This is a genomic window from Pseudomonas sp. O230 (assembly GCF_045447035.1).
Classification (GTDB): domain Bacteria; phylum Pseudomonadota; class Gammaproteobacteria; order Pseudomonadales; family Pseudomonadaceae; genus Aquipseudomonas.
The window spans coordinates 1-25,072 of sequence record NZ_JBJGXN010000019.1 but is presented as its reverse complement, the minus strand read 5'-3'; the positions used below and the strand labels follow the sequence as shown (position 1 = coordinate 25,072).

32 protein-coding genes and 1 pseudogene are annotated in these 25,072 nt (G+C 54.3%); 14 read left to right on the top strand and 19 right to left on the bottom strand.

The window, feature by feature from the left end:
• Positions 1-44: 44 nt before the first annotated feature.
• The 3 genes from ACI77H_RS29645 to cynS (ACI77H_RS29635) all read right to left on the bottom strand — a co-directional run bounded on the left by ACI77H_RS29645 (position 45) and on the right by cynS (ACI77H_RS29635) (position 819).
• Positions 45-134 carry a DUF2790 domain-containing protein gene (locus tag ACI77H_RS29645; protein WP_407015451.1) on the bottom strand — a complete coding sequence of 30 codons (90 nt, stop codon included), beginning with the start codon at positions 132-134 and terminating at the stop codon, positions 45-47.
• A 6-nt stretch (positions 135-140) separates the two neighbouring features.
• Complete coding sequence (locus ACI77H_RS29640) at positions 141-287, bottom strand: hypothetical protein (protein ID WP_407015449.1); 147 nt, start codon at positions 285-287, stop codon at positions 141-143.
• A gap of 64 nt (positions 288-351) precedes the next feature.
• A complete protein-coding gene (gene cynS / locus ACI77H_RS29635) occupies positions 352-819 on the bottom strand; it encodes a cyanase (protein WP_407015447.1) in 468 nt (155 codons plus the stop codon).
• A gap of 145 nt (positions 820-964) precedes the next feature.
• Here cynS (ACI77H_RS29635) and cynR point away from each other — a divergent pair, with 145 nt between their 5' ends.
• The 8 genes from cynR to ACI77H_RS29595 all read left to right on the top strand — a co-directional run bounded on the left by cynR (position 965) and on the right by ACI77H_RS29595 (position 9,181).
• A complete protein-coding gene (cynR, locus tag ACI77H_RS29630) occupies positions 965-1,849 on the top strand; it encodes a transcriptional regulator CynR (protein WP_407015445.1) in 885 nt (294 codons plus the stop codon).
• A gap of 139 nt (positions 1,850-1,988) precedes the next feature.
• Entirely contained in the window at positions 1,989-2,618 is a 630-nt protein-coding gene (locus tag ACI77H_RS29625) for a glutathione S-transferase family protein (protein WP_407015443.1), read from the top strand.
• 204 nt (positions 2,619-2,822) lie between these two features.
• Positions 2,823-3,743 carry a LysR substrate-binding domain-containing protein gene (locus tag ACI77H_RS29620; RefSeq protein ID WP_407015441.1) on the top strand — a complete coding sequence of 307 codons (921 nt, stop codon included), beginning with the start codon at positions 2,823-2,825 and terminating at the stop codon, positions 3,741-3,743.
• Positions 3,743-4,654 (top strand): LysR family transcriptional regulator, encoded by a 912-nt coding sequence (locus ACI77H_RS29615; RefSeq protein ID WP_407015440.1) that lies wholly within the window; start codon positions 3,743-3,745, stop codon positions 4,652-4,654. Before ACI77H_RS29620 ends, ACI77H_RS29615 begins: the two co-directional genes overlap by 1 nt.
• 349 nt (positions 4,655-5,003) lie before the next feature.
• Entirely contained in the window at positions 5,004-5,612 is a 609-nt protein-coding gene (locus tag ACI77H_RS29610) for a DJ-1/PfpI family protein (RefSeq protein ID WP_407015438.1), read from the top strand.
• A 44-nt stretch (positions 5,613-5,656) separates the two neighbouring features.
• A complete protein-coding gene (locus ACI77H_RS29605; RefSeq protein WP_407015437.1) occupies positions 5,657-6,202 on the top strand; it encodes a cysteine hydrolase family protein in 546 nt (181 codons plus the stop codon).
• Positions 6,203-6,234: 32 nt separating this feature from the next.
• Positions 6,235-6,915, top strand: a complete 681-nt coding sequence (locus ACI77H_RS29600) for a glutathione S-transferase family protein (RefSeq protein WP_407015435.1) — start codon at positions 6,235-6,237, stop codon at positions 6,913-6,915.
• Positions 6,916-7,108: 193 nt separating this feature from the next.
• Positions 7,109-9,181 carry a pyridoxamine 5'-phosphate oxidase family protein gene (locus ACI77H_RS29595; protein WP_407015433.1) on the top strand — a complete coding sequence of 691 codons (2,073 nt, stop codon included), beginning with the start codon at positions 7,109-7,111 and terminating at the stop codon, positions 9,179-9,181.
• 17 nt (positions 9,182-9,198) lie between these two features.
• Here ACI77H_RS29595 and grxC read toward each other — a convergent pair whose 3' ends face one another.
• The 4 genes from grxC to cynS (ACI77H_RS29575) all read right to left on the bottom strand — a co-directional run bounded on the left by grxC (position 9,199) and on the right by cynS (ACI77H_RS29575) (position 11,013).
• Complete coding sequence (gene grxC / locus ACI77H_RS29590) at positions 9,199-9,462, bottom strand: glutaredoxin 3 (protein WP_407015432.1); 264 nt, start codon at positions 9,460-9,462, stop codon at positions 9,199-9,201.
• Positions 9,463-9,492: 30 nt separating this feature from the next.
• Entirely contained in the window at positions 9,493-10,155 is a 663-nt protein-coding gene (locus tag ACI77H_RS29585) for a carbonic anhydrase (protein WP_407015430.1), read from the bottom strand.
• 37 nt (positions 10,156-10,192) lie between these two features.
• Positions 10,193-10,441 (bottom strand): DUF2790 domain-containing protein, encoded by a 249-nt coding sequence (locus tag ACI77H_RS29580; RefSeq protein WP_407015428.1) that lies wholly within the window; start codon positions 10,439-10,441, stop codon positions 10,193-10,195.
• 104 nt (positions 10,442-10,545) lie between these two features.
• Positions 10,546-11,013 carry a cyanase gene (gene cynS, locus ACI77H_RS29575; protein WP_407015426.1) on the bottom strand — a complete coding sequence of 156 codons (468 nt, stop codon included), beginning with the start codon at positions 11,011-11,013 and terminating at the stop codon, positions 10,546-10,548.
• Between the two features lie 151 nt (positions 11,014-11,164).
• Between cynS (ACI77H_RS29575) and ACI77H_RS29570 the strand changes: the two genes are divergently transcribed.
• Positions 11,165-11,707, top strand: a complete 543-nt coding sequence (locus ACI77H_RS29570; protein ID WP_407015424.1) for a hypothetical protein — start codon at positions 11,165-11,167, stop codon at positions 11,705-11,707.
• A gap of 97 nt (positions 11,708-11,804) precedes the next feature.
• Here the strand turns inward: ACI77H_RS29570 and ACI77H_RS29565 are convergent, their stop codons facing one another.
• The 9 genes from ACI77H_RS29565 to ACI77H_RS29525 form a co-directional block, all read right to left on the bottom strand.
• Positions 11,805-12,164 (bottom strand): hypothetical protein, encoded by a 360-nt coding sequence (locus tag ACI77H_RS29565; protein ID WP_407015423.1) that lies wholly within the window; start codon positions 12,162-12,164, stop codon positions 11,805-11,807.
• Between the two features lie 181 nt (positions 12,165-12,345).
• A complete protein-coding gene (gene wrbA, locus ACI77H_RS29560; protein WP_407015421.1) occupies positions 12,346-12,945 on the bottom strand; it encodes an NAD(P)H:quinone oxidoreductase in 600 nt (199 codons plus the stop codon).
• 44 nt (positions 12,946-12,989) lie between these two features.
• Entirely contained in the window at positions 12,990-13,466 is a 477-nt protein-coding gene (locus ACI77H_RS29555; RefSeq protein ID WP_219095979.1) for a nuclear transport factor 2 family protein, read from the bottom strand.
• Between the two features lie 68 nt (positions 13,467-13,534).
• Positions 13,535-14,167 carry a carbonic anhydrase gene (locus tag ACI77H_RS29550; RefSeq protein ID WP_407015420.1) on the bottom strand — a complete coding sequence of 211 codons (633 nt, stop codon included), beginning with the start codon at positions 14,165-14,167 and terminating at the stop codon, positions 13,535-13,537.
• Positions 14,168-14,399: 232 nt separating this feature from the next.
• Positions 14,400-15,347, bottom strand: a complete 948-nt coding sequence (locus tag ACI77H_RS29545) for a LysR substrate-binding domain-containing protein (protein ID WP_407015418.1) — start codon at positions 15,345-15,347, stop codon at positions 14,400-14,402.
• 357 nt (positions 15,348-15,704) lie between these two features.
• The gene (locus ACI77H_RS29540; protein WP_407015416.1) at positions 15,705-16,097 is read right to left on the bottom strand and encodes a response regulator transcription factor; all 393 of its coding nucleotides are present in this window, start codon (positions 16,095-16,097) and stop codon (positions 15,705-15,707) included.
• 112 nt (positions 16,098-16,209) lie between these two features.
• Positions 16,210-16,845 (bottom strand): response regulator transcription factor, encoded by a 636-nt coding sequence (locus ACI77H_RS29535; RefSeq protein ID WP_407015474.1) that lies wholly within the window; start codon positions 16,843-16,845, stop codon positions 16,210-16,212.
• A 17-nt stretch (positions 16,846-16,862) separates the two neighbouring features.
• Positions 16,863-18,701: an ATP-binding protein gene (locus tag ACI77H_RS29530; RefSeq protein WP_407015414.1), complete on the bottom strand. Its 1,839-nt coding sequence runs from the start codon at positions 18,699-18,701 to the stop codon at positions 16,863-16,865.
• 154 nt (positions 18,702-18,855) lie between these two features.
• Entirely contained in the window at positions 18,856-19,455 is a 600-nt protein-coding gene (locus tag ACI77H_RS29525) for a lecithin retinol acyltransferase family protein (RefSeq protein ID WP_407015412.1), read from the bottom strand.
• Between the two features lie 374 nt (positions 19,456-19,829).
• Here ACI77H_RS29525 and ACI77H_RS29520 point away from each other — a divergent pair, with 374 nt between their 5' ends.
• Positions 19,830-20,276 (top strand): cupin domain-containing protein, encoded by a 447-nt coding sequence (locus ACI77H_RS29520; protein ID WP_407015410.1) that lies wholly within the window; start codon positions 19,830-19,832, stop codon positions 20,274-20,276.
• Positions 20,277-20,505: 229 nt separating this feature from the next.
• Complete coding sequence (locus ACI77H_RS29515) at positions 20,506-20,706, top strand: YbdD/YjiX family protein (RefSeq protein WP_407015409.1); 201 nt, start codon at positions 20,506-20,508, stop codon at positions 20,704-20,706.
• Between the two features lie 86 nt (positions 20,707-20,792).
• Here ACI77H_RS29515 and ACI77H_RS29510 read toward each other — a convergent pair whose 3' ends face one another.
• Positions 20,793-21,704, bottom strand: coding sequence for a cupin domain-containing protein (locus ACI77H_RS29510; protein WP_407015408.1), 912 nt, complete (start codon positions 21,702-21,704; stop codon positions 20,793-20,795).
• Between the two features lie 103 nt (positions 21,705-21,807).
• On the opposite strand from ACI77H_RS29510, the gene ACI77H_RS29505 reads away from it, so the two are divergent.
• A complete protein-coding gene (locus ACI77H_RS29505; protein WP_407015406.1) occupies positions 21,808-22,365 on the top strand; it encodes a carboxymuconolactone decarboxylase family protein in 558 nt (185 codons plus the stop codon).
• 196 nt (positions 22,366-22,561) lie between these two features.
• Here ACI77H_RS29505 and ACI77H_RS29500 read toward each other — a convergent pair whose 3' ends face one another.
• The gene (locus ACI77H_RS29500) at positions 22,562-23,191 is read right to left on the bottom strand and encodes a LysE family translocator (RefSeq protein WP_407015404.1); all 630 of its coding nucleotides are present in this window, start codon (positions 23,189-23,191) and stop codon (positions 22,562-22,564) included.
• 158 nt (positions 23,192-23,349) lie between these two features.
• Here ACI77H_RS29500 and ACI77H_RS29495 point away from each other — a divergent pair.
• A pseudogene (locus tag ACI77H_RS29495) lies at positions 23,350-23,502 on the top strand (Lrp/AsnC family transcriptional regulator); the annotation flags it as partial.
• Between the two features lie 106 nt (positions 23,503-23,608).
• Positions 23,609-23,920, top strand: coding sequence for a hypothetical protein (locus ACI77H_RS29490; protein ID WP_407015402.1), 312 nt, complete (start codon positions 23,609-23,611; stop codon positions 23,918-23,920).
• 138 nt (positions 23,921-24,058) lie between these two features.
• On the opposite strand, the gene ACI77H_RS29485 is transcribed toward ACI77H_RS29490, so the two are convergent.
• On the bottom strand, positions 24,059-25,072 hold a 1,014-nt coding region (locus ACI77H_RS29485), incomplete at its 5' end, for an SLAC1 anion channel family protein (protein WP_407015401.1).

Below are 25,072 nucleotides of genomic sequence, written 5' to 3'. Positions count from 1 at the left end.
GAACATCGCTTCAGATCAGGCTGCACATTCAGCGTTGTGGTTACTCAGCCCGTACTGCAACCACCACCCTCGACCAGGTACGTTGCAATATGCCGCTCACCTTTGGAGTCTTCATACACCATCTCGGCTTGCACAACCCCTCATGCCTGGCTGGTGTCGGAGATGCTGATGGTTTTTGCCACATCGAATGGAACGCCGGTGCGCGCAGTCTGTGCGTCATTGGCGGCGAAAGCGCTACCGGCGGCAACGGTCAGGAACAAGGCAATAATCGTATTCATGGTTTTCATGGTCTTTACTCTGGAAATATTGGGTGGTGGGTGATGGCCCGCAGGAGTGCGGGCCTGTATCCGCTTAGAAAGGGCGCAGTGGCAAGAACTTGCCGTCGAGGGTGATCACTGCACGATGGCCGCCTTCCGGGTCTTCGACTTTCTTCATGTTCAGCTTGAAGTTGATCGCGCTGATGATGCCGTCGCCGAACTGCTCATGAACCAGGGCTTTCAAGGTGGTGCCGTAGATCTGGATCATTTCGTAGAAGCGGTAGATGGTCGGATCCGTTGGAACACCTGACAGGCTGCCGCGCAGCGGGATGATTTGCAGACGGGCTACCGAGTCGGCGTCCAGGTCCAATTTTTTGCCGATCAGTTTGGCAGCGGCTTCAGGCAGCGGGTGCTGGCCGAGCAGGGCAGCGGTGACGTAAGCCAGGCCAAGGCCGGTGCCTTCAGTCACTTGTTCGAAGGACAGGTTTTTGCGCGCCTTGGCGTCGAGGATTTTCGCGGTCAGCTCGAGGCTGGTGTCGTTGTAAGCGTGGGACTGTTGCATGGCGTTTCTCCTATCGGGTTTGCTTGGTGGCGGTTGCCAGGTTTGTGTTGCTTGGGTGTGAAGCAATGTTCTGCTGGTTGCTCGATAGCGTCCAAGACCGATATACAATGCAACGCATAAGCGGGGCCTATAGAGGGGGAATTCCATGCTGCTACGACACTTGCGCTATTTGTTGGCGGTCGCCGATAACGGCGGCTTCACCCGCGCCGCCGAGGCGCTGCATGTTTCCCAGCCGACCTTGTCGCAACAGATCCGGCAGTTGGAAGAGACCCTCGGCGTTGTGCTGTTCGACCGGACTTCGCGCACGGTAAAACCTACCGATGCGGGGCAGGCTTACATCGAATGTGCACGTCGCGTATTGGTTGAGTTGGAAGCGGGCAAGCGCGCATTGCACGATGTGAAGGATCTGTCCCGCGGCACCCTGCGCCTGGCCATGACACCGACGTTCATGGCGTACTTGGTAGGATCGTTGGTGCGCGACTACATGGCTCTCTATCCGAACATCCATCTGGAGATCTTTGAACTCTCCATGGCCGATATCGAAACCGGCCTGGCGGATGACTCACTGGATATCGCCATTGCGTTTGACGATGTAAGAAATGCTGACATCGAAACGATCCCGGCTTTTATTGAAACCCTGGGGCTGGTGGTGGGGCGGAATCATCCGTTATATGACTGGAAGAAACCCTTGACCGCCGAGCAGGTCGCTCAACTGGACTTTGCGTTGCTGACTCCCGATTTCGCCACCCGTGTCTGCATCGATGAGTATTTCGCCAAGACGCAGATCACTCCCAAGGTGGTGATCGAGGTCAATTCGGTCAATACGTTGCTGGAAGTCATGCGGCACACGGCGGTCGCCACTATTCTTCCGGAGCCCATCGCTACCCAGGACCGCGCCCTGCGCAGGATCGCGCTGCTGGACAAGGGGCCACGGCGCGGAGCCGCCTTGCTGCGGCGTAAAAACAACTACCACAGCGCGGCGTCAGTCGCCTTTATGGACTTGATGTTGGGAGTGTCGGTGGGGCAGTAGGTTCGGCAAATAATGATCATTACACGCAATGAAATGCTGGATTGTAATTGCTGGTCATTCCGCTGTTTACGAGGGGAGGGGAAGATAACTCCATCGACGCGATCACCGGGTCGAACTCAAACAACAATCGGAGCACGTCATGTCCCAGCAAGCGATCAAACTTTATCGTCACCCTTTGTCTGGCCACTCTCATCGAGTCGAACTGATGCTGTCCCTGCTGGGGCTGCCAACCGAGCTGGTATTCGTGGATCTGATGAAGGGCGCGCACAAAGCGCCTGACTTCCTGGCGCTCAACCGTTTTGGCCAAGTGCCGGTGATCGATGACAACGGCACTGTCCTGGCAGACTCCAACGCCATCGTGGTTTATCTGGCCGCCAAATACGGCAAGGGCCAATGGCTGCCGACTGATCCGGTAGAGCAAGCCAGGGTTCAACGCTGGTTGTCAGTAGCCGCCGGTCAAATCAGTTCGGGTCCTGCCACTGCGCGCTTGATCACCGTGTTTGGTGCCGGTTATGACGCCGAAGAAACGATCAAACGTTCTCATGCCCTGCTCAAGGTCATGGAGCAGGAGCTGGGACAGAGCAAATTCCTGGCCGGCGACAAGCCGACCGTCGCCGATGTTGCCGCCTACACTTACGTATCCCACGCACCGGAAGGTAACGTGGCGCTGACTGACTACCCGAATGTCCGTGCCTGGTTGAGCAGAATCGAAGGGTTGCCGAACTTCGTTGGCATGCAACGTACCGCTGTAGGCTTGCAAGAGGCTTGACCCGATTCCGAAGGAGCTTGCCGGGAAAATAATCCCGGCCAGCTCCTTTTCATTTGTTTCGCAGTTCTCCCAGGACGCTTTACGTACATGCCGCCAGCCCGACGGCGCGTGCGAAAGTCGCTGTAGCCGACGATACTGGCAAACAGTTCTTCCCGCGCAAGCGGCCAGATACCTCGCTGTCCTCTCATCAAGACAGGGGCGCTTATGGATCGTTTTCAAGAAATGCAGATATTCATGGCAGTAGCCGAGGAAGAAGGCTTTGCCGCCGCCGCCCGTCGGTTGAAAATCTCTCCCCCCAGCGTGACCCGTGCCATCGCCGCGATGGAAGAGCGAATCGGCACACAACTCCTTTCTCGAACCACTCGCAGCCTGCATCTCACTGAAGCGGGTCAACGCTATCTAGAGGATTGTCGGCGTATCCTCAGTGATATCGACGAGGCGGAGGAGGCGGCTGCCGGTAGTTACTCGATACCGTGCGGACATTTGACCGTGACTGCGTCGGTGCTGTTTGGCGAGTTGTACATCGCGCCGCTGCTGGCCGACTACGTGGACCAGTTTCCCTCAGTGCACCTCAATGCATTGCTGGTGGATCGTGTCGTGAACATGGCCGACGAGGGTATCGATGTGGCCATACGAATCGGCCATTTACACGAGGCCAATCAGCAGGCCATCAAAGTCGGCGAAGTACGTCAGGTGATCTGCGGTACCCCCGATTATTTCGAGCGCTATGGCAGGCCGCGTCATCCCGGTGAACTCAATACGGCCAACATCGTCATGTCTTCGGCCAGCCATTTGCTGAGCGACTGGCAATTCGTCAACGACGGCAACGCACTGAGCTTTCGATTCGAACCGCGCTTGGTGGTCACCGCCAATCAGGCCGCGATCAATATCGCCAGCCTTGGCTGGGGCGTCACGCGGGTGTTGTCCTATCAGGTGGCCAACCAGGTGGCAGCTGGCGAACTGGAATTGGTATTGGAGGACTTCGAACCGCCGGCGCTGCCTATTCAAGTGGTTTACCTTAAGAGCACCCGAATACCGGCAAAGGTTCGTACCTTTGTGGATTTTCTCGCTGATCGACTGGGCAAGGACAAGGCGCTCAAAGCTGTGGTGAAGGGTTCCAACTGATGGATCGCTACCATGAATTGCTGATGTTCGAAGCGCTATCGGAGCGCCCTAGTCTGGCGGCTGCGGCCCGTCGTCTGGATGTGTCCGGACCTACGGTCGTTCGCGCCATTGCACGGTTGGAGGAACGTCTTGGCGTGCCGCTGTTGCTACGAAGCACCCGCGGGGTGTCGCTGACCGAGGCCGGCGCAGGCTTCATGGCCGATTGTTCACGCATTCTCAGGGCCATCGAAGATGCAGAGGCTTCGGCCAAGGGCCTGCACGTTCAGGCCCAAGGCAATCTCACGGTACTGATGCCTTTGCTGTTCAGCCGTTATGTCATGACCTCGATTCTGACGGACTACATGAGTCTGTATCCCGAGGTAAAAGTCTTTGCGCAATACCATGATCGTTTTCCGAACATGAATGAAGAGGGAATCGATGTGGCGGTGCTGGTCGGCAATCTGCCCAGTTCGTCATTGATCGCACGGCAGGTGGGCTTTGTTCGCTCGATGGTATGCAGCAGCCCTGCTTATCTGGCTGCTCACGGTGAGCCCGGCGTACCGGAGGATTTGCGAAATCATCGGCTGGTCGCCACACACGCTTATCGAGACAGGGTCCAGTGGGACTTTCACCACGATGGTGGGGTGAATCACTTAAAAGCCCGGACGCGAATCAGTTGCGCAACAGTGCAGGCGGCCATCGATGCAGCCGCTCATGGCGCCGGTATTACCCAGTGTGTGAGCTATCCGTTGTACGAGTATTTGAACACTGGGCGATTGCGACGTGTGTTGCAGCCCTATGAGTTACCGGCGCTGCCGGTGCACGTGGTGTACCGCGAAGGGCGCAAGGCCTCGATGCGGGTGCGCAGTTTTGTTGACCACATCGTCGACGGCCTGCGCGAGCATCCGGCCATGCAACCGGATGTTCTTTGAACGCTTGCTGCGCACGCAACAGCGGAGGTCGCTGCTAGTCATTACTTAGCAGTGGCAGCTGTTTCAATTTTCGAACGGTTTTCCAGGCGGGTTCGCCCGAGGAAGCCGCGATCACGGGTAGCCGTCTTTATCCAGAAGCGGTGTCTCGCCTGTGTCTGACTTGCCCGCCCGGCGTATGGAAATACGTCTGAAATCGCCTGAGCTATAAACGCCGTTCGGGCATTTCAGTGAGCGAAATAGTGGATTGTATTTTGTGGTCGTTCTCTACATCGCGGTTAAGGCGGAGCATAAGCACACACACTCTTCCATGCTGCACAGCAGAGGCTTATGACCGATGAAACGCGTGCTTATGTTACTGGCCAACGGCGTAGAGCCCTTGGAAATGGCCGCTTTTACCGATGTGCTTGGCTGGGCCAACCTGCTGGGTGATCACCCTGTGGAACTGGTCAACGCCGGCCTTCGCAGAAAGATCGTGACCACCTTCGGTCTCATGCTCAATCCGAGTTTTCTATTGAGCGATCTGGACGTGAGCAGCTTCGATGCCTTGGCACTACCTGGTGGTTTTGAACCGTCGGGTTTTTACGAGGAAGCTTTGAGCGAACCCTTCCTGGCGACCATCCGGCATTTCGTCGAAGCCGGTAAACCCGTTGCCAGCGTTTGCGTGGCTTCCGTGTGCCTGGGCGTGGCCGGCGTGCTGCGTGACAGGAACGCCACGACCTATCACCAGGAGGGCGGCAAGCGGAAAAACCAACTGTTGGAAACCGGTGCACGCTTTGTCGATCGCCCCGTGGTTGTCGATGACCAGATCATCACTTCAAGCGGGCCGGGCACTGCCACGGAGGTTGCATTCGCACTGCTGGAAAAAATAACCAGCGTCGAAAATGCCGCTTTTATCCGCAAGAAGATGCGCTTCGCCACCCCCGGCCGTGATTGGTACGAAACGCCGCAAGTGCCCTGAAATGATCCACCCGCTCCGAATCGACTCTTTACCAAGGTAACCGTATGACTCACACAGCACTCATCGTCGTTGATATTCAGAACGACTATTTTTCCGGCGGCAAATGGGAACTCAACGCTACTGACGCTGCCGCTGACAATGCGGCTCGTGTGATTGGAGCAGCACGGGAGCGGGGTGACTTAGTCATCCATATCCGTCACGAGACTTTAGCCCCTAATGCACCGTTTTTTGTTCCAGGCTCCGACGGCGCGCAATTGCACGAGAAGGTGCGCAATCTTGGGGACGAGTTGGTCATCGTCAAACACTTCATGAACCCATACCGCGAAACGGAACTGCTCGAAGTGCTTGAACACAACGAGATTGAACGGGTCACCGTGGTCGGCAACATGAGCCACATGTGCATCGATGCTGTCACCCGCGCGTCTGACGACTTCGGGTTTGAGGCGACAGTCATTCACGATGCTTGTACGACCCACGACCTGGAATTCAACGACGTCAAGGTTCCTGCACATCTGGTACATGCGGCGTTCATGGCCGCCTTGAAGTTCGGGTACGCCGAAGTGCTAAGCACTGACGAGTATGTGGCCTAGATTTTCATTCTGCTGCCGAAAAAGGTAACCCAATGTTCAATCTTTCCAATGCTGTCGATTACTACTACTGGCCAACCCCCAATGGGCAGAAGGTCGCCATTTTTCTTGAGGAATCAGACCATCCTTACGTCTCGCATCCCGTCAATATCAGCAATGGTGAGCAATTTTCCACTGAGTTCACCCGGATTTCGCCCAATCAGCGCATCCCGGCGATAGTCGACAGAGAGACGGGTATCTCGGTCTTTGAGTCAGGGGCGATTTTGTTGTACCTGGCTCAGCGCCGCGGGCAATTCATCCCCGACGATGCGAAAGGGGCGGCTGAAGTCATGCAGTGGCTGTTCTGGCAAGCGGCGAACCTGGGGCCGATATTGGGACAGGCAGTCTTCTTCCTTAATTATGCCTCTGAACATGTGCCGCTTGCTGTGGCACGGTTCAGTAAAGAGAGCGAACGTTTGTATGGCGTTCTGGAGCAGCAATTGAGCGAACGACCTTACGTCGCCGGCGGGTACTCCATTGCCGATATGGCGATCTATCCTTGGGTGCTGCAACATGACAAGCAAGGAATGACGCTCGATGGTTATCCTAACGTCGCCGCTTGGCTAGAAAAAATCAGCATGCGCCCAGCAGTGGTTCGGGCCTACGCTAAAGGGGAGCAAATTCGTCCATCTGGTCAAACTGATCAAGACAGAAAAAAGCTTTATGGGCTTCCATAGCGGGGGCGCTACCCCTTAGTCGATTCCAGGTTGCTCGAGTGGGTGCAGGGGCTGTCTCGAGCTTCATGAGGTTGCAAAGCGCAGAGTTGATAATCACCGGCAACTGCGTATTAGACCCCGCTGCCGGGGATTCAACCATTCCTCGCCGGGCGGCGGGTGAAGGGCACCTGTTTACGAATGCGTAGAGGTGATCATGAATCAGTCGGACGCGCCAGGAGCATCCCCTTGGCATGCGGGTGAGCGTGTATTGCAGGAAAGCGTCGGCGTCGCCGATCAAATGGAGATATTCGGACGCAAGGTCGTACGTGACTACATGCCTGATCAGCATCGATTGTTTTACAACCAGTTGTCTTACCTGGTGGTGGGCGCGGTCGATGAACAAGGGATGCCTTGGGCCACGTTGATCGAAGGCCCCCCTGGCTTCATCCATTCACCCGATCCGCGAATGCTGCAACTCGACCGCCTGCCCTCCGAGGGTGATCCAGTTAGGCCGGCCCTTAAGCAAGGCGCTGCGGTGGGACTGCTGGGCATTGACCTGAAAACCCGAAGGCGCAATCGCATGAACGGCAACATCAGCACCGCCTCGTCAGGCGGTTTTGCCGTTTCTGTGGTGCATGCTTTCGGCAACTGCCCGCAATACATTCAGTTGCGAGGCGTTGAGCCGGTCAGACTTGGCCAAGCTTCAGCAAACGTAGCGGCCGAATGTCTCAGTGAACTGGATGAAGCCGCGAAGTCGACCATCAGCAAGGCCGATACCTTTTTCATCGCCAGCTATGTCGACCTGGATGGCGATGCATCCCGGCGCTCGGTGGACGTTTCTCACCGGGGTGGCAATTCAGGTTTCGTCAGGATCGAAGGCAACGTGCTGACGATTCCCGATTTTGCTGGCAACCTGCACTTCAACACCTTGGGTAATTTCCTGCTTAACCCGCGCGCAGGGCTGGTGTTCATCGATTTTGAAACAGGCGACATGCTGCAAGTCAGCGGGCGTACCGAGATCATTCTCGAGGGCCCGGAGATTGCTGCCTTTCAGGGGGCTGAGCGACTTTGGACGCTGACCGTGGAACAGGTGGTCCGACGTCAGGCTGTGTTGGCCCTACGTTGGCGGTTTGAAGGTTTTTCGCCTAACAGCCTGATGACGGGCAGTTGGGAGCAAGCTGAGGGCCGATTGCAAGCCGATAACCTGCGCGATCAATGGCGACCGCTGAGGGTGACGCGGATCGTTGACGAGAGCAGCTCCATTCGCTCCTTCTATTTTGAACCGGCCGATGGCGCGGGCATACCGCGGTTTGAGGCTGGCCAGCATCTGCCGGTGCGCTTTTGCCTTGCTGAAGGACAGGCACCTCTGGTCAGAACCTACAGCCTGTCGAGTGCGCCGTCGGACAGTTTTTTCCGCATCAGCGTCAAGCGTGACGGACTCATCTCGTCGCATCTGCACGACCGCATTCAGGTAGGGGATCTGGTTGAAGCCCGTGCCCCTCAAGGGCGCTTCACGGTGCAAGCCGATGAATATCGACCGTTGGTTTTGCTGGCCGCGGGCGTGGGCGTGACTCCACTGCTGTCGATGCTGCGTGAAGTGATTTATGAAGGCGAACGTATCCGTCGCACTCGACCGACCTGGTTCATCCAAAGTGCGCGCAGCCTGAGTGAACTCGGGTTTCGCGATGAGCTGTACGAACTGGCGACCCGTGCCAAGGATAAAATTCGTGCGCTGCGTCTTCTCAGTCAGCCGGAAGCTCATGCTCGCGTTGGTGAGGATTTTGAGGTGGCGGGGCGTGTGGATGTCGATCTGCTCAAGGCATTGCTACCTCTGGACGATTACGACTTTTACCTGTGTGGCCCTGGTGCTTTTACCCAGGCGCTGTACGACGGTCTGCGTCAGTTGCGTATTGGCGATGATCGTATTCACGCGGAGACTTTCGGTCCTTCGACCCTGGTTCGCCAACGAGATCATTTAACCCCTGAGGTCGAGCAGATACCCGCGGCAAGCAGCCCGGTCAAGGTGCTGTTTTCGGCATCGGCGAAGGAAGCTCGTTGGGAGCCGGGTGGCGGGAGTTTACTGGAACTGGCCGAGAGCCGTGGCCTGAATCCGGACTTCAGTTGCCGGGGCGGATCGTGCGGTACATGCCGGACCCGATTGGTCAGTGGTCAAGTGCATTATCTGAACATGCCGGCTGAGATGCCCGCCAAAGGGGAAGTGCTGATTTGCTGTGCGGTGCCAGCGCAAGCCAAGGAGGGCGACGCCCCCTTGGTGCTGGATTTGTGAGCTGGCGTCATCGGTGCTCATCCCGCCATGCGCGGGTTGAGTACCTGGTCGATGCCGCCTTCGCTTTCAAGTTGAGCCAAGTCATCGAAGCCGCCAACGTGCCAGTTTCCGAAAAAGATCTGCGGGACAGTACGGCGACCGCTTCGGCTGACCATTTCGTTCTTCACGTCGATTGAGCGTACATCAATTTCCTTGTACGCAATCCCTTTGGCATCAAGCAAACGCTTGGCATTACGGCAGTAGGGGCAGGTCGCGGTGGTGTACAAAGTGACTTCAATCATGTTGAGTACTCCTGAAAATTAGAGGCTGATTTAGGCAACAGCTTTTGCTGGACGGGCATGAACGGCAACGGTGTTTGGATGCTTGACCAGTGACTTGAAGGTCTTGTTGTCGGCGTCCAGGGCGTCGATTGAACCGGTCCCGATGTCGTAGACCCAGCCATGCAGATTCACCAGACCTTTTTCCTGCGCCAGTCGCACGCTTGGATGAGTCTGAATGTTGGCCAGTTGGGCGATGACGTTTTCACGCACCATGGAACTGACTTTGGCGGCTTCACTGGTGTGAGGACGCGATTCGTTGATGACTTTCGCCGACTCGGCATGTTGCAACCAGCCGGAGACCGCAGGCAGGTGATCCATGCACTTGCACTTGGCGACAGCGGTCATGGCACCGCAATCGGAATGGCCGCAGATCACGATATCGGTCACACCCAGTACGGCGACGGCGTATTCGACCGTGGCCGACACACCACCGGAATGCGGGCTGTAGGACGGCACGATGTTGCCAGCGTTACGGATCACGAACAGTTCGCCAGGCTCTTGCTGCGTCAGCAGTTCCGGTACAACACGGCTGTCGGAGCAGGTGATGAACAACGTGCCTGGATGTTGCGTGGTGGCCAAGTGTTTGAACAGGTCAGTGCGTTGTGGAAATGCTTCTTTTTGGAACTTCAAAAAACCTTCGATGAGCGCTCTCATGATGTTTACCTTTCATTGAGTGTTGAGTGAGTGACAATTAGTTGGTGCAGCCGCTACCGATCACGTTGTATTCCAGGATGTGGGTTTCACCGTGCGAATCGCGGTAAGTCATTTGCACTGGCGTCGGGCCACAGACGTCAGCCTTCGGGGTGATGTGAATGACTTTGGCGACATCCAGGTGCATGCCATACGCATATGGGACGGCCTCAGGTGCTACCACAGGTTCCTGTGCGTAGGCTGACAGCGAAGCCGTCAGGGACAGGGCGAGAAACAGAACTTTTTTCATGACGAATCCTCCATTCAAATGTGGTGATTGATCGAAAAGGGTTAAGAAATTTTTTGAAGCAGGCCCGCAAGGCTGCGGGCCGATTTACAGGTCCGGTTGCATCCTTAGAAAGGACGCAGTGGCAGGAACTTGCCATCGAGGGTGATCACTGCACGGTGGCCGCCTTCTGGGTCTTCGACTTTCTTCATGTTCAGCTTGAAGTTGATCGCGCTGATGATGCCGTCGCCGAACTGCTCGTGAACCAGGGCTTTCAAGGTAGTGCCGTAGATCTGGATCATTTCGTAGAAGCGGTAGATGGTCGGATCCGTTGGAACACCCGACAGGCTGCCGCGCAGTGGGATGATTTGCAGACGGGCGACCGCGTCGTCGTCCAGGTCCAGTTTTTCGCCGATCACTTTGGCCGCGGCTTCAGGCAGCGGGTGCTGGCCGAGCAGGGCAGCGGTGACGTAAGCCAGGCCAAGGCCGGTACCTTCAGTCACTTGTTCGAAGGACAGGTTTTTGCGCGCCTTGGCGTCGAGGATTTTCGCGGTCAGCTCGAGGCTGGTGTCGTTGTAAGCGTGGGACTGTTGCATGGTGTTTCTCCTATCGGGTTTGCTTGTTGGCTGTTTGCCAGTTGGTGTTGCTTGGGTGTGAAGCAATGTTCTGCTGGTTGCTCGATAGCGTCCAAGACCGATATACAATCCTGCGCATAGGTCGTTCCTATAGATACAGGTCGGAGTGTTCATGAATGTTGAAAACTCAGAGGCGCTGCTGTTGATCCCCAACGGCTTTCCGGTGTGGATTGACGTGGCTCAAGCAAGCATTGGAGGGGCGGGCACGGCGATGCGCTTTGTATTGCCCTTGCATGCTCACAACCTACCGTTGATGCATCGTCAGGAAACCAAACTGGTGGTGGCGCTCAAGGGTGAACTGGATATTCGTGCCGGCCGGCATCGGATCGCGTTACTTCAGGAAGGCGAGGCTATAAAACTCAACCCCGGGATCGCTCACCGCATCCATCAGTACGGAACGGTGGCGAGCACTGTCGGTGCGGTGTTATGGCCAGGTGCGGTCGAACAAGCCTTTCGAGAGCTTGCGGTGGCCGCCCTTCAAAAGACTCATCAGCGCAGCGACATGATTGAGATCCTCGCTCGTTACGATGTGGTCTGGACCACGCAATTTCATCAAGATGATCCTGAATCGATAACGGTCCGGCCTTTGCGGGATTGGCTAAGCGATCTGCCAGAGGCATTGGCGAGGCTATTGGCGCTGCGGTGGGGAGGGTGAAGCTTTCGCCTCGATCTGGCCGACGAGGCGAAGCTTTGTGTAGGTCGCAGAGGTATAAGTCAGGGACTGGCGTAATCTACTTCCACCCCGTAAATTTTTAGGGAGTAACGGCATGCAGTCGTCTGCCTTTGACAGTTACCTGTTGGCCGATGGCAAACTCTTCGCGCGGAGAGCGCACTACTTGCTCTTCGCCTGTATTACTTCGAACGGTGTAAGCGCGCTCCTCCAAACCGCTTGCTGTCTGGACCTCACGTCCTCCCAACAATCCTAATCCTGCTCCGATCAACGCTCCTAAAGGTCCGCCGACTGCACCTCCAACTAATACTCCAGTTCCTGCACCAAAGGCGGCGCCCGCGGTGGTGTCGCCGGTTTGTGAGAGGACCTCGTCGGCTCTCGTTGGACCTGCGCTGAACAGTGAAAGTCCGACAACAACGGTTAAAACACTTAGGTTTTTCATGCTGACTCCAAATGGCAAGCACCCGGTACCTACCATGTTGATCATCATGAGCGACTGACATACATCGCTCCCTAACCTTTCTTGAACGTCAAACAACACGGGTATTTCTGTGGCACTGGCTAGCAATCACCTCAGCCAACAGGCACCACTATGTGGGAGCCTGGGAGCCATAGGGGAAGAGCTATTCCTTGAGTTTCGCTGCAATTTTTGCGACGTATTGCCCTTGGTGGTGAGCAATACCTAATTCACGCGGGTCCGGTTGGCGGGAGCCATCAGCGCCCGCAATGGTGGATGCCCCATAGGGGGTACCGCCGCCTGGTTGCGATACATCGAACAAGGCTGGATCGGAATAACCGATAGGCACAATGACCATGCCGTGATGAGCAAGTGTCGTCCACGTCGAGGTGACGGTCATCTCTTGGCCACCGCCGGTACCCGTTGATGTAAATACACTGGCGACCTTGCCAACCAGTGCTCCGCTAGCCCACAGGCCGCCGGTCTGATCGAGGAAGTTGCGCATCTGTCCGGACATATTGCCAAAGCGCGTCGGCGTGCCAAAGATGATGGCGTCGTAGCCAGATAACTCGGCAGGGTTGGCTACGGGAGCCGCCTGGTTAGTCTTGCCATGTGCCGCTTTGAATGCCTCAGGATCCATGGTTTCAGGAACACGCTTTACCGTGACTTCAACCCCCGGGACGCTGCTGGCACCCTGAGCTACATGCTGCGCCATCGTTTCGATATGGCCGTACATCGAATGATAGAGAACCAGAATCTTGACCATCTTCAGTTCCTCGTTTCGCTACATCGTCTGTCGAACGCTGGTTGTTACAGGCCTAAATCAGAAAGACCTGGATGATCGTCAGGGCGACGGCCTAACGGCCAACGAAATTTTCGCTCCGACTCTTTGATTGGCATGTCATTGACGCAGGCAAACCGATGAGCCATCAGTCCGTTTTCAGCAAACTCCCAATTCTCGTTTCCGTAAGAGCGATACCAGTTACCTGAGTCATCGTGCCATTCGTAGGCGTAACGCACAGCGATGCGGTTATCGGTAAAAGCCCACAGCTCTTTGATCAGTCGATAGTCCAGTTCTTTGTTCCATTTGCGTGTCAAGAATGCTGCGGCCTCGGCCCGGTTTACCGCGAAGTCGACGCGATTGCGCCAGCGGGTATCGGGTGTGTAGGCGAGTGAGACTTTTTCTGCATCGCGGCTGTTCCAGCCGTCCTCGGCAAGCCTGACTTTGAGAATTGCCGATTCGCGATCGAATGGGGGTAGTGGGGGACGGGTTTCAGCTTCAGCCATGATTTTCACTCCGAACGTGTAGGGACATCGTGGTCAAGCAAGCAATGTGCTTAGGGAACAGGTGAGCCCTATGCCGTTGTTTCTGGAAATTCCGCCAATGGAACGAATGTGTTGGTTCTGCCATCGAGCGCGACGATGGACCCTGTTTCGATGTCATAGACCCAACCATGCAGATTCAGCTTTTTCTGTTCTAGAGCCAATCTGACGCTGGGGTGGGTTTTCAGGTTGGAGAGCTGAGCGATTACATTTTCCCGAACCATTGAGCTGACACGTTCTTTGTCGGATGCGTGGGTACGAGTCGCGTTTATTACCTTGGCCGACTCCGCATAGCTCATCCAGGCCGCCACTGCGGGTAAATGATTCAATGATTTGCAACTGGAAACCGCCGTCATTGCACCGCAATCCGAGTGACCACAAATGACGATGTCATGGACCTCAAGTACCGCAACGGCGTACTCGACAGAGGCGGTGACACCACCCGGCTGCGGCCCATAGGATGGAACTATGTTTCCAGCGTTGCGTATAACGAATAGCTCTCCGGGCTCTTGCTGTGTGAGTAACTCCGGAATGACTCTACTGTCGGAGCAGGTGATAAATAACGTTTCTGGATTTTGGGTAGTGACGAGATATTTGAAAAGGTCCGTTCGCTGCGGGAACACTTCTTTTTGAAACTTGATGAAACCTTCGACGAGTGCTTTCATGTTCAAGTTCCGGTGTAAGTGTCTGGGTGAAATTGCGGAGACCAATTCTAGAGGTCGTGCTCACTATCGTCTAAGAATCAGAGGGAGTAATGATCTGTTTGTTATGTGGGATAAATCTAATACTGTTTAACTTTCATGTTCTCAGTTTTTTTGACTGAGGGACAGGTCGTGCCTTTGCTCATCAATTATTGAAATAATTAGACTGGGTTAGCCTGAATTATTGCCAGAATTTTTAAGCTGCTTCTTTTTTTGCACTTATTTCGAGCCATGTTGCACTTTTTTCGCTCAGGTAATGACTGAAGCGCGAACGAAGCCAGCGTTCGCCTGGATCATTGTCCAGCGTGGCGCTCCATGACATGGATAGATCCAGGTCTGGAAGCGTCATCGGAACCGGATCGGCACGTAAACCACCTTGCCGTGTCATGGCCTTGGCAATGTAATCGGGTACTACGGCCAACATCTGCGTGTCCTCAAGCAGTGATTTAAGCGCGCTATATTGCGGAACAGCCAGGACGATCTGACGTTGCCGCCCCAGGGATCCCAATGCTCGGTCAATGTAATCGGATGCTTCGCCGTTGACCGAAACAGAGACGTGTGGGCGATTACAGTACTCGTTGAGATCCAGAGGACCCGCCATGGTGTTGGCGCTTAAAACCGTGGGGCGAATGCTGCGCAGGAATTTTCGTTTGGCATTGGCGGGGAGTTCGCGGCAATGGCATACGCCCAGTGACACCTCGCCTGTCGCCAGCTGATTGGCCAGCAATGAGTGGTCGGTACGACGCACGACAAAACTGACTTGAGGTGCTTCCATACGCAGGTGACGCAGCAGGCCAGGCAGCAACGAGTATTCAATATCATCCGAAAGGCCAATTCTGAACACGCTGCTACTGGTCAGGGGATCGAATTCATTCATGTTGCTCAGCGCAGCCGCCATGGTGTCCAGGGCAGGGGTCAAGGTGAGTTGTATTTCAAATGCTCTGCTCGTCGGCTCCATGCTTCTCCCCATGCGTATGAACAGCGGGTCATCGAAAAACTGACGCAGTCGATTCAAGGAGGCACTGATCGCCGATTGGCAGAGAAACAATTTCTCACCGGCACGGGTAAGATTTCGTTCGTGCATCAGCGTTTCGAAAACGATCAAAAGACTGAAGTCGATTTTGCGAAGATCGTTTCTGTTCATCGTCATCACCAAAAGGGCTGCGGCCCGCCATTGTGCTTCTGTGAGCAAGAGCAATGTTCAATGGACATCTGACTCATTGCCTATGAGCCTCTAGGCGGACGGTAATAATCAAATAAATTAATTGACTTTGAAGACCGGTATTTACTTGAAGTGCCGCTTTCGTTGGCTTGATTGTAGTGTGAGTGATGAAGACTTGATTAGCACTTCTACGTAGGTTTCACTTGTCTAAGGTATAAGTGGTACGGGCTAATACTTGAGTATAGGTGTGTTAAGCAAGCAGGGTGGGTGGCGTCGGAATAGAGATGATCAATATTTCTTAGTTAAACAGTGGGGGTTTGACAGGGCGTTTCGCGGTTGTCAGTTTACGATAAAGCCTGTCTCTCTATTTCTCAGGATTTGTTCAATACAGTCAATCATCACTTGTCCGTCAAATGGTTTGCTGAGAAAGCAGATCGCTCCCGCAGATTTTGCACGTTTGCGAACCGATTCCTCCGGGTATGCAGTGATGAAAATAATGGGGATGTCGTGCCCTTTACTAAGGAGTTCAGATTGCAGATCGAGGCCAGTCATGCCCGGCATTTGAATGTCCGAGATCAGGCAGTCCGTGCCGTAGCTTTTGGCGCAGGCGAGAAAATCTTCGGCACAGGAAAAAAGACTGGGTTCACAGCCCATCGAGCGCACCAGGCTGCTAAGTGCGATTCGGCCAGATTCGTCATCGTCGACAATGGAGATCACAGGGACTTTATTCATTGCGCAGATCCTGGCGCGGCATCAATGGATTCGAAACAGCTGAAAAGCTATCGCGCCATTCCACTTTATTTGCCAATAGCCTTAAAAGAAATCATACACACGTATGTGTTGCTCAGCGTTTTGGTCCGATCCCCAGGGCTTGTGCCATTCGAACCAGGTCTGCAAACGACTTTGCGTGCATTTTTTTCATCACATGCCCGCGATGGATTTTGACGGTGATTTCACTCAGATTCATTTCTCCCGCAATCTGTTTATTCATCAGACCCTTGGCTGCGTGGGCCATGACTTCTCGCTCACGGGCTGTCAGCGTCTGGTAGCAGGTGCGCATTTCGGCGTCCTGCTGGTCGATTTCCCGGCGCTTGGCATCCCTTTGGTGCGCAGCGGCGACGGCATCCAGCAAATCCTGGTCGCGGAACGGTTTGACCAGAAAATCCACGGCCCCGGCTTTCATCGCCTTGACTGACATGGCGATGTCGCCATGACCCGAGATGAAGATGATGGGCAATGCGATCTTCGACTCCACCAACTGATGCTGGAACTCCAGGCCACTGGCGCCTTGAAGCCTTACATCGAGGACCAGACAGCTGGGCGCATCGAGATCGGGCAGTTGTAGAAACTCTGTCGGCGAGGCAAAGGTCTGCACTTGAAGCCCGACCGAACGAAAGAGACTACTGAGCGCTTCGCGCATGGGGGCCTCGTCGTCTATCACAAAGACAACAGGGCCCTTGTCCGTGCGCCCCTTATCCATGGAAGAAATATCTTCTTTCACGCAGGCTCCTCATTGCTGGAGGGGAAGGACAAGTGGAATGTCGCGCCTTCCCCTGCTTCACTCGTTGCCCATATACGGCCGCCATGGGCATCAATGATCGATCGACAAATGGATAACCCCATACCCATTCCGTCGGGCTTGGTGGTGTAGAACGCATTGAACAGCTTCGGCATGCTTTGCGGCGAAATACCAGGGCCGCTGTCTTTGATATCAACACACACTTCGTCTGCATCAGAACGTCGAAGGCTTACATGGAGCGTGCGATGTTTACCTTTGGTATTGGCCATTGCCTGCACACCATTCATGATCAGATTGATGATGACCTGCTGGAGTTGTACGCGGTCACCAATAATCTGGGCTGCCTCGGTATCGTATTGATGGTCTAGCACAATTTTGTTCCGTCTGACCTCCCTATCGACCAGCGCCAATGACTCTTCTATGACCTCCTGGAGGTGAACCGGGACGCTTTGAGGATCGGTCTTGCGTGACATGGCCCGGATACGCCGAATCACCTCGCTCGCTCGATGGGTCTCGCTCATCATCCGCTCCATCGCACTGCGCACCTCGTCGATGTCTGGCACCTCGCGATTCAACCAGCGCAAACCGGCCGTGCCATTGGTGGTCACGGCGGCCAGGGGCTGGTTGACCTCATGGGCGATCGATGCGGCCAGTTCACCCAGGGTAGTGATCCGGGTCACGTGAGCCAGTTCGGTTTGCGAACGATGCAGTGCTTCCTCCGCCATTTTTGCATCCGTGACATCCATCAGCGCCCCGATGTATTCAAAATTCCCCGTGGCATCCTGGACGGGATGAGCGAGCATTTGCACATGCTTGATCCGCCCGTCGGCCATCAACAGCCGATACTCCACTTTGATGTGAGGCTCTTTCTGGTAAGCGTGCTTGATCGACACTTTGACCAGGTCCAGATCATCCGGATGGGTTTTTTTCAGGACGCTGGACAGCAGCGGTTCCTCGGCGTCACCGAACTCGAATATCCGCCGGGCCTCGTCGGACCAATACATCTCGCCGCTTGGGATTTTCAGGCCAATGCTCCCGGTCTGACTCAGCCATTGAGCACCGGCCAGAAACGCTTCGCTTCGTCGCAGGGCATTGATGGCCCTTTTTTGCTCGGTGATGTCGTTGTGAGTGGCCAAAACCGCTTTTGGTTGATTGCTCTCGTCCCGTGACAGGGAGCAACGACTTAGAACCGTCACGGCCGTCCCGTCACGTCGGTGTTCCACAACCTCGCCTTCCCATCGGCCGGTTTCAATCAGCGAGTTCATTACCTTTTCCCAGGTGAGCGTCAGTTGAGGCCGCAGAAGCTTTCGAAAATCCTGCCCGATAGCTTGTGCTTTGGACCAGCCATACAAGGCTTCGGCGCCCGGGCTCCACGTAGTGATGATGCCATTCATGTCTCGAACGATGATGGCGTCGTGGGTTTGCGCGAGCATCCGCACCTGCTCCTGCAACTCGTCATTGGCTGCTTTGTTTTTCAGTGCCAGTAAGGTGGTGATACCGATCGCGGACAGGCTGACCAGGCAACGGGCGAACGCGGAGCTATTGAAGTCGCTGCCATGGGAAAGAAAGAAAGCAGCCAACGTCAATCCAAAGCAGGAGAGCGAAACGCCAATCACACCTTTACGGGAAAACAGGTTCACCGACATCAGAATCACGGCGACGTAGAGCACCGCTATGGCGATATGGATGGACGTGAGTGTGTCGATGATGAAGATTGCACCTGCAAGCGTAGCGGCGCCAAATCTCTGGAGGAGCGTATTTGGGGCAGGATGTTCGGGATTTTCTACAGCTACCGTCGGTTCAATTGAGATTTTCATATCAATCAATACGCCTGCTGGGAATGCAATTCGTCACGGGTGATTGCAGTGAACACCCATGGTGAAAATGCAGCAAGCAAAACCCATATCGGATAGCGAAGCGTGCTGGTTCGCAGCACAGTTAACGTAAAGTTGGGGAAGCGTACGACAGAGACTAAGCAATCAAACCCGTCCTCGACGAGAAGAGCATGCGCACCAGGCCGAAAGGGCGATGGAGATACTCGGCAACTTGTGCGCTATAGCTATTGCCGTTGATGCACCAATTGCAAAAGTGTTCGCAGTTGTTGGACAGAATTTTGTACTGTGATTCTCCGACTCTCGACATGGCCCGTACAATAATCTCGTCGCTGGAAAAGGCGCACTGTTCCTCATGCACCCAAATGGAACTGCCGTTGCCGAAGCGATCCAGGTCAGAAATTTCAATCGGGCCGGCTTGCAGCGATGCGCTCAATCCAGAGTAATGGGCGACCTTGCCATCGCCAAGGTAGATGCCGTGATGAACATAAAACTTGCGCGGAGTTACAAGGTGCGATCCTGCGCTCAGGCGATCAGCGTCGCGGACTATGGAGGCTGCATGCTTTGAGTGTGCCTCCAATGATGTTGGCGCACTATTAGCGTTGCAGGCAGGGGATCCATTTTCAAAGAACGGGTCATTCAGGTTTGAGCCACATTCCATATTGACGACTGCCGAGTTCAAATAGATCGAACCCAGGGAGGATACAATGCCAATTGTTTTCACCAGTAGCTTGTTCATGATGAATTCCTCTGGAGCCTTTGAAAATAGAATATCTTGCCGGAGGAAAATAATCAGTCGCACATTGGTTTATGCGAATAGTCAATTTATATGCGTTTCTAATACTTCAGTATTATTCTCGCTGCTTACGAAAATTTTTGAGCTGGCGGGCATGTCGGAAGATGTGTTTCATGCGCATAACAGTGCGACGTAGGTAGGTCAATGGAGATATCACGATGCTTGTATCGAAATGTATCTCGACGATTGTTAGCTAACTCAGCTTACAAAACCCCGGTCCTCCCGACACGTGTCAGATACACCTTTGCCTCGAAACAGATTCACCGCACGAGCGGAATTCCACACGACCTTTGCCGTGCACTGACCGGAGAAAATTAATGTCACACCTTAACGCTCGAGAATCTATCGGCCTGTTTGGTGCTGCCCTTGCTGCTGCCGTCACTCTTTCTGCATTCGCGGGGATGGCGCATGCCCAAGACACGCCGGCCGCGAAAAGCTGGCAGACAGGGCTTCACCGCACGGATCTCGTGAAACTCGATCTCGGTGTTTCCGACCGTGAAGTTATCCAGGTTCGTGTCGACTTTGAACCTGGTGTCGCTGCACCTAAGCATTCTCACCCAGGCGTGGAAGTGGCTTACGTAATCAGCGGCACCTTTCAATACCAGCTCGAAGGGCAGCCAACGGTGACGCTCAATGCCGGTGACTCCTTGTACATTCCGGAAGGCACTGCGCATATCGCAACGAACATTGGCACCACCACGGGATCAGAATTGGCGACCTATATCGTCAAGAAAGGCGAACCGCTGGTTAACCTGCAAAAATAGGCAGCACCTGCCGGCTGCTTGGGAGCACGACCTCTAGGCAGACGGCATGCGTCATATGGGCGTATCGATGAGCCGCTAACCTCTTTGGGCTGATTTCGATCCAATGGCTTGCATGAGGTGGCGAAGCTCATCTTTTCGCGTGCGCCTAAAAAAATCTCAGCTCAGACACATTGCAGATACATAACTGCTGTTTCATGTATCAGTTCGCCTCCAGACAGAGAGTGTTGTTATGTTTAACAAATTGGGTAAGGTCCTGAAGTCAATCAGCCAGAGCGCGCGTTTAATGGTTGGGGTTCCCGACTACGACAATTACGTGGCTCAAATGGCAATCAACCACCCTGATCAGCCAGTAATGACCTATTCGGAGTTTTTTCGTGAGCGGCAGGATGCTCGCTATGGGAAAGGAAAATGTACAACGCGCTGCTGCTAATTCCTCAAGCGTTCAACCACGACTGCGAGCAGCCGTATGCCGTAAGATTTATCAGGTGCATTCGGTAGAAATCACCCAAGTGTTACTCAGCGACCTTCATGTTTTTTGCGATAGGCCCCCGGTTGCATACCCACGGACTTTGCAAAAGCGCGCGTAAAGGCAGAGGTCGACTGGTATCCCACGGCTGGGCTGACGGCTTCAACCGTGTGATTGGTCTTAAGTAGTTGGCAAGCATGGCGTATCCGCAAAGCTAGCAGTACTTGCCCCGGTGACTGTCCCGCCAGCTCGTTGAAGCGCTTGAAGAACGCCGAACGTGAAAGGCCGGTAAAGGCCGCCATACTTTCCAATGACCAAGCCTGTTGCGGGTGTTCGATCAGTTGATCCAGAAGCGGGGCAAAGACTGGGTGTCGTGCCACCGCTACCAGCCCGCCGAGGTTCTGATTGTCTGCCACCTGTTGGCGCAGCACATACAGAAATAGCAGGTGGCTCAGTCGCTCCAGCAGCGCAGATGAAGGCGTTGGCAGTCGCTCGCACTCCTCAAGAATTAGCTCAAATAAAGCCCTTGCCGCCTTCAGGGAGGGATCGCCAGCACGAAGGATAATACAGTCGGGCAATCCTTCGATGATTAGTGACGACAGCCCGGATTTAAAGTGAAAAAAACCGCAGACAAGTCCCACACCATCCTCGGCCTGTCTATCCAAGGGAACCATGTCGATTTTCGGAAGGAGCTGCGCAGTGTGGGCCTCCTCAGTGCTGGAAAGCCGATACTCAAAATCCCGTAAAAGAAATATCGCATCCCCTGCATTCAAGCGTTGCGGCTCGGTTTGGCCAGCGATATGCAGCCAGCAGTGACCTTGGACAACCAAATGAAAGCTGGAGCGCGCGGCCCCAGAGGTGCTGGCATGCCAGCCACCGCAGTAACGGCCGACATGAAATAGGTTTGCCTCCAATTCGAGGCTTTCTAATAACCAATCCATCAGCGAGCGCGACGAAATCATCTATTCAAAACACTCATGGGCATGTAATCGCTACTAATGAATCTGGTTGGATTTCCTGATAAACAAGAGACTAGCCGGACTTCAATCCACATGAGTCCATCCCATGTCACGTGTCACTCTACACACATTGCAAAGCGCACCTGAAGCCGCAAAGCCCTTCCTGGAAAATGCGCAGAAAAACTCCGGCTTCATTCCCAACCTTCTAGCTGTGCTGGCCAATGCTCCGGCAGCATTGGAAACCTACGTTACGGTATCGGCTCTCAATGGAAAGTCCGACCTTAGCTTGGCTGAGCGTGAAGTGGTGCAGTTGATTGCTGCGACGACTCACGGCTGTGATTTTTGCGTGGCAGGCCATTCTGCGGTAGCAGTAAACAAGGCAAAGCTACCAGATGAGGTCGTTGACGCTCTGCGTGATCAAGCGACCATCCCGGAGGTGAAGCTCGAAGCCCTGGCGGCCTTTGCTCGCGAAGTGATTGCCACACGAGGTAATGTCAGCGAACCCACCTACAGTGCTTTTAAAGATGTCGGGTACAGCGAAGGCAACGCGCTGGAGGTGATTCTCGGCGTAAGTCTGGCGACCCTGTGCAATTTCGCAAATGTGTTTGCTGGCACACCACTCAACGCTGAGTTGGGTCGGTATCGTTGGAAATCCGGTGAATAGCTTAAAGCGTTATGTGTCGAACATATCGGTTTACACGGGATCCTGAAATGCTCGACTCAGCGTGAGCCATTTGGCTGGACGCTTTTGCCTGAGTACTGGTGTGGAGCGATGTGACGTAGATGCTGTTGTGTCTTGCAACATCAACGTTCATCGCTACGCCACCAGTTCACATTACGGTATCAGTGGTGAGTACGTTTCAAGCCTGCTGAACGAACGCCAACCGTACGGCAAATCCAATAAGCAATGTGCCGAATAGCCACTGCTGCACCCGCTGGGCGGTAGCGCTTCGATTCAACCACCGGCCTACCCAAGCACTTGCTGTTGCGTACAAGCTGTCGAATACGAAGCCCGTAATAACCAGAACGACACCCAGCGTAGCAAACTGCTCCCATACCGAAGACCGGCTGGGATCAATGAATTGCGGTAGCAGCACTGAGCTGAACAGCAACGCTTTCGGATTGAGCAGATTAGTCAGGAGGCCGCGGCGGAAAGCGGCTATCAAGGATGAAGATGCAACCCCATTCTCGTGTGCTGCTGGTGAGCTTGCGCCACTGCTTTTGAACATTTGTAACCCAATCCAGAGCAAATAAGCAGCGCCCGCATATTTCACGATATCAAAGGTCCAGGGCAGAACTTTAAACATCGTTGCCAGCCCCAACGCAGTCAGTGTGACATGGCAAGCGCGTGCAAGCGCAAGACCCAGAGCGGTCGCCAGTGCAGCAGTTCGGCCTTGTTTTGCTCCGGTTTGCAGCAGCAAGACCATATCGGGTCCCGGCATAAGAAAGATCATTGAGAGGGCTAGGAGATACAGCGCTTTATCTTCCATTTAGAGCAGCTCGATGGCGGTTAAGGAAGACAAAATTCTAGGGCCAAGGGGTAGGGCAGGTGGTTGCGTATTGAACTCATTTAGCGGCTAGTTTTGGCAGAATCTGCCAGCCTAGATTCTTAAAAGGTCGAGTAATGCCAAATAATCGTAATTTATGTATCAAGCTTGATAACTCCGATCGAGCCATCCTTGAAGCCTTGCAACGGGATGGTCGCCGGACCAATGTAGAACTGGCTGAAGAAATTGGTCTTTCTGCATCTCCTTGTCTACGCCGCATACGCAACCTAAGAAAGACAGGTGTCATTCGCGGCTAAAAGGCTCAAGGCCAATGTGGCTTCTTTGCTGCTAGGCTCCCCTATGGTGGTAGAATTCCATCCTGTGTCTGTAGTCCGTCCTCGTTCGCATTGCGAGATTCAAATGAAAGAAAATCTAAGCGAAGAAGAGATGCGCCAGGCGCTTTTTGGTCCATCCAAAAACAACGAATCAGAGCCAGAGAACACTCCAGAAGAACCTGCTTCCCCTGATGCCCCGCCGTGGAAGGTTGTCAAATCGCTCTCGCCGAAATTGAGAGTTACGCTGCGGGTTTCGAAAGAGTTTGAAGGTAATACTGAGCTATTCACCTACGATGCGAATACCTTGAGCACATTTGTCGCCGAGCAATCAGCAAAGGCCGAAGCTAAGAAGAAAAAATTCAAATACTTTGAATTGGTGTCAATCAAGCCGAGTTGATAACCGCGTTTTTATTAAGGCGTAAAGCTCCCGCAAGTGGAGCCAAGTTGTCCGGGCTCCAACATTTTCACGCCGTACCCAATCTTCCAAATTTGAGCGTCGAGGGCGGGCATAGCTATCAACGTGCGCAGTTCACTATCAATGCGCAGTTAGGTCGCCGGTCAGTGTTCGCAGCTCACCGCGGACGATGCCGAGGAATGTGCGCAACAGCAGCCCGAAAATCACGACGGAAGCTAAGGTCAGCAAAGATATGGCTATGCCATCGGCGTATCCGTTTTGTGCATACGTTGCGTAACGCATTGCAGCGCTAGACGACGCTAGCGGGAAGCTTACAGACCACCACGCAACGCGAAATGGACAACACCCCGCCAAGCTCAACAGACGACCTAGCAGAACTGTCAACAAGAAAAGCATCAGCATGAGCATGAGCATGAGCATGAGCATGAGCATGAGCAATGCTTCGGCGAAAGCATCGATTTGTCCAACGGCCGTGACATACGAGGAGAAGCCGACAGCGAATGGCGCGACTAAAAACAGCAGGGACGGCTGTAAAGTTGTGGGCATCGGATCTCCCACCATCAATCGCGAAAAAATTAGCGTAAATAGCGGTACAGCGAAGAACAAACCGATTGCCAGCGAAAATATCATAAGGCCGTGCATGGATTGTAAGTGCAGCGCAGGTACCGCGAGCGGCACGTTGATCATGCCCACAACCGGGATAATCCACGCTGGAGTGGTGTGCTGTATTTGCTGTCGAACACTCATCCAGCGATTGACGATGAACCAGGCAAACACCGTCATGCCCACCGTGCCGAGTACCCAAAAAATGCGTGCCAGTGGAAGACTGATGTCGGCCAACAAGATGGGCAGCAGGAGAAGGCTGATCAGCGGTGTACCGAACATGTTGCCGGCGATGGGGTGATTGAATTCGGCCCGAACTAAATCGAAGCTGCTCCACAGCTTTATTGCGTAACCACCTACCATAGCTAAAAAGCACAGCATGGCCGTGTAGCCGATGTATTCGCTGACCCACTGCGGTGTACCGAAATAAGCATGCGCTATGCGCCACGCCACGGTCAGACTGCTGAGGCCCATAATGGACCCGAACAGTGCCACTGGCAGGTATCCGATCGCCCCAATCTTGGTATCGAT

What these genes read in the sequence shown, in the direction of transcription:
- ACI77H_RS29640 (WP_407015449.1), bottom strand. Translation starts at nt 287, where the DNA reads ATGAAAACCATGAATACGATTATTGCCTTGTTCCTGACCGTTGCCGCC.
- cynS (WP_407015447.1), bottom strand. Translation starts at nt 819, where the DNA reads ATGCAACAGTCCCACGCTTACAACGACACCAGCCTCGAGCTGACCGCG.
- cynR (WP_407015445.1), top strand. Translation starts at nt 965, where the DNA reads ATGCTGCTACGACACTTGCGCTATTTGTTGGCGGTCGCCGATAACGGC.
- ACI77H_RS29625 (WP_407015443.1), top strand. Translation starts at nt 1,989, where the DNA reads ATGTCCCAGCAAGCGATCAAACTTTATCGTCACCCTTTGTCTGGCCAC.
- ACI77H_RS29620 (WP_407015441.1), top strand. Translation starts at nt 2,823, where the DNA reads ATGGATCGTTTTCAAGAAATGCAGATATTCATGGCAGTAGCCGAGGAA.
- ACI77H_RS29615 (WP_407015440.1), top strand. Translation starts at nt 3,743, where the DNA reads ATGGATCGCTACCATGAATTGCTGATGTTCGAAGCGCTATCGGAGCGC.
- ACI77H_RS29610 (WP_407015438.1), top strand. Translation starts at nt 5,004, where the DNA reads ATGTTACTGGCCAACGGCGTAGAGCCCTTGGAAATGGCCGCTTTTACC.
- ACI77H_RS29605 (WP_407015437.1), top strand. Translation starts at nt 5,657, where the DNA reads ATGACTCACACAGCACTCATCGTCGTTGATATTCAGAACGACTATTTT.
- ACI77H_RS29600 (WP_407015435.1), top strand. Translation starts at nt 6,235, where the DNA reads ATGTTCAATCTTTCCAATGCTGTCGATTACTACTACTGGCCAACCCCC.
- ACI77H_RS29595 (WP_407015433.1), top strand. Translation starts at nt 7,109, where the DNA reads ATGAATCAGTCGGACGCGCCAGGAGCATCCCCTTGGCATGCGGGTGAG.
- grxC (WP_407015432.1), bottom strand. Translation starts at nt 9,462, where the DNA reads ATGATTGAAGTCACTTTGTACACCACCGCGACCTGCCCCTACTGCCGT.
- ACI77H_RS29585 (WP_407015430.1), bottom strand. Translation starts at nt 10,155, where the DNA reads ATGAGAGCGCTCATCGAAGGTTTTTTGAAGTTCCAAAAAGAAGCATTT.
- ACI77H_RS29580 (WP_407015428.1), bottom strand. Translation starts at nt 10,441, where the DNA reads ATGAAAAAAGTTCTGTTTCTCGCCCTGTCCCTGACGGCTTCGCTGTCA.
- cynS (WP_407015426.1), bottom strand. Translation starts at nt 11,013, where the DNA reads ATGCAACAGTCCCACGCTTACAACGACACCAGCCTCGAGCTGACCGCG.
- ACI77H_RS29570 (WP_407015424.1), top strand. Translation starts at nt 11,165, where the DNA reads ATGAATGTTGAAAACTCAGAGGCGCTGCTGTTGATCCCCAACGGCTTT.
- ACI77H_RS29565 (WP_407015423.1), bottom strand. Translation starts at nt 12,164, where the DNA reads ATGAAAAACCTAAGTGTTTTAACCGTTGTTGTCGGACTTTCACTGTTC.
- wrbA (WP_407015421.1), bottom strand. Translation starts at nt 12,945, where the DNA reads ATGGTCAAGATTCTGGTTCTCTATCATTCGATGTACGGCCATATCGAA.
- ACI77H_RS29555 (WP_219095979.1), bottom strand. Translation starts at nt 13,466, where the DNA reads ATGGCTGAAGCTGAAACCCGTCCCCCACTACCCCCATTCGATCGCGAA.
- ACI77H_RS29550 (WP_407015420.1), bottom strand. Translation starts at nt 14,167, where the DNA reads ATGAAAGCACTCGTCGAAGGTTTCATCAAGTTTCAAAAAGAAGTGTTC.
- ACI77H_RS29545 (WP_407015418.1), bottom strand. Translation starts at nt 15,347, where the DNA reads ATGAACAGAAACGATCTTCGCAAAATCGACTTCAGTCTTTTGATCGTT.
- ACI77H_RS29540 (WP_407015416.1), bottom strand. Translation starts at nt 16,097, where the DNA reads ATGAATAAAGTCCCTGTGATCTCCATTGTCGACGATGACGAATCTGGC.
- ACI77H_RS29535 (WP_407015474.1), bottom strand. Translation starts at nt 16,845, where the DNA reads ATGGATAAGGGGCGCACGGACAAGGGCCCTGTTGTCTTTGTGATAGAC.
- ACI77H_RS29530 (WP_407015414.1), bottom strand. Translation starts at nt 18,701, where the DNA reads ATGAAAATCTCAATTGAACCGACGGTAGCTGTAGAAAATCCCGAACAT.
- ACI77H_RS29525 (WP_407015412.1), bottom strand. Translation starts at nt 19,455, where the DNA reads ATGAACAAGCTACTGGTGAAAACAATTGGCATTGTATCCTCCCTGGGT.
- ACI77H_RS29520 (WP_407015410.1), top strand. Translation starts at nt 19,830, where the DNA reads ATGTCACACCTTAACGCTCGAGAATCTATCGGCCTGTTTGGTGCTGCC.
- ACI77H_RS29515 (WP_407015409.1), top strand. Translation starts at nt 20,506, where the DNA reads ATGTTTAACAAATTGGGTAAGGTCCTGAAGTCAATCAGCCAGAGCGCG.
- ACI77H_RS29510 (WP_407015408.1), bottom strand. Translation starts at nt 21,704, where the DNA reads ATGATTTCGTCGCGCTCGCTGATGGATTGGTTATTAGAAAGCCTCGAA.
- ACI77H_RS29505 (WP_407015406.1), top strand. Translation starts at nt 21,808, where the DNA reads ATGTCACGTGTCACTCTACACACATTGCAAAGCGCACCTGAAGCCGCA.
- ACI77H_RS29500 (WP_407015404.1), bottom strand. Translation starts at nt 23,191, where the DNA reads ATGGAAGATAAAGCGCTGTATCTCCTAGCCCTCTCAATGATCTTTCTT.
- ACI77H_RS29490 (WP_407015402.1), top strand. Translation starts at nt 23,609, where the DNA reads ATGAAAGAAAATCTAAGCGAAGAAGAGATGCGCCAGGCGCTTTTTGGT.